The organism is Phenylobacterium sp., from assembly GCF_036963605.1.
Taxonomy (GTDB): Bacteria; Pseudomonadota; Alphaproteobacteria; order Caulobacterales; family Caulobacteraceae; genus Phenylobacterium.
On record NZ_JBALUY010000151.1, the window covers coordinates 1 to 613 of the forward strand.

At 61.0% G+C, this 613-nt stretch carries 1 protein-coding gene and 1 pseudogene; both read left to right on the plus strand.

Annotated features, from left to right (window positions below; all coding sequences use genetic code 11):
* Positions 1 to 387 (plus strand): annotated as a pseudogene (locus V7702_RS16795) (Ku protein); the annotation flags it as partial.
* A gap of 5 nt (positions 388 to 392) precedes the next feature.
* Positions 393 to 613 (plus strand): DNA polymerase ligase N-terminal domain-containing protein (locus tag V7702_RS16800; RefSeq protein WP_335651217.1); only part of this gene is annotated, 221 nt, incomplete at its 3' end.

Here is a 613-nt window from a genome sequence, read left to right on the forward strand (position 1 = left end):
GGCGACGGCCTGCTACTCGAAACGCTGCGCTATGCCGAGGAGATCAGGGAAAGCGACAAGATCTTCGACGACATCCCGGAGATAAAGCCCGACAAGGAAATGCTCGACCTTGCCGGCGAGCTTATCGGGCGCAAGGCCGCCCCTTTCAAGCCGGACGCCTTCAAGTCGAAATATGCCGACGCCCTGCGCGACCTCATCAAGGAGAAGAAGGATGAAGGCGCGGTCAGCGAAGACACCTCCTCCGACGGCACGTCCAGCAGCGGCGGCGGCAAGGTCGTCGACCTCATGGACGCGCTGAAGAAGAGCGTCGGAAAGAACAAGACCGGCACGAAGAAGAAGGCCGCGCCCAAATCGAAGTCGAAATCGAAATCTGACAAGGCAGCCTGATCCCGATGGCGCGCAGTGGCACGGACACGCTGAAGAAAAACCGCGAGATGCGCGACTTCTCGCGCACCCCCGAACCGAGCGGCAAGACAGGCGCGAAGAGGAAGAAATCCGCAAAGGCCTCGAACCTCTCTTTCGTCATCCAGAAGCATGACGCGACCCGCCTGCACTACGACTTCCGCCTTGAGCTGGACGGCGTCCTCAAAAGCTGGGCCGTCACCAAGGGCCC